At 73.9% G+C, this 655-nt stretch carries 1 pseudogene; it reads left to right on the top strand.

Annotation, left to right across the window (positions count from 1 at the left end):
* Window positions 1–564 (top strand): annotated as a pseudogene (locus AC08OV_RS13580) (hypothetical protein); the annotation flags it as partial.
* Between the last annotated feature and the right edge of the window lie 91 nt (window positions 565–655).

Raw genomic sequence — 655 nt, 5'->3', positions numbered from 1 at the left:
GCGCCGCGCCCCTGGCCGGAACCGGGCTGGCCGGAACCGGGCTGGGCGGGTGTGTCGGTCTTCGGTGGCGTCGACCGCTTCGATGATTCCGGGGTGTCCGCCACGGCTGGCCGGGCGGGAGCCGGCGGCACCGACCGCTGCCCGCCGCCCACGGACCGCGCCGGTGAAGCTTCTCCCAAGGGTGGAACCGACGTCGGCGGGATACGGCCGGCACCCTGCCGCGGGGCGGCAACCGCGCTCCCCGCACTCCCTGGGTTTCCCGGCTTCCCGAGGTTTCCCGGCTTTTCGGGATTCTCGGTCTTTGTCGTGCTCTGCGGGCTTCCGGCCCGCTCCGCACCGCTCCGGCCGGCCGGACCCGCCTCGGCCGAACTCGCGCTCGCTGCTCGTCCGCCCTGGGAGGAGATCGTATTCGACGCACGGGCGGACGTGGCGGCCGCGTTCCTCCCGGCCCCCGGGCGCGGTGCGGTCTTCTCCATGGTCCCACCGCTCTGCCCGGTCCGGGGTACTCCGGTTTCGGGATTGGCCGCGGCGTCGCCGTTCGTCGACCGGGCGTCGGACGCCTGACCGTCCGTCCCACTTCCCTGCTCGGCCATCCCACCACTTCCTGACATACACCGTGTGCAACAGGCCGCCGGCCGACCCGGTACGGACCGGA

Source organism: Frankia sp. CeTa3Moorea (assembly GCF_978021225.1).
Note: the sequence above shows the minus strand (reverse complement) of the source record. Positions and strands in the feature narration are given on the sequence as shown.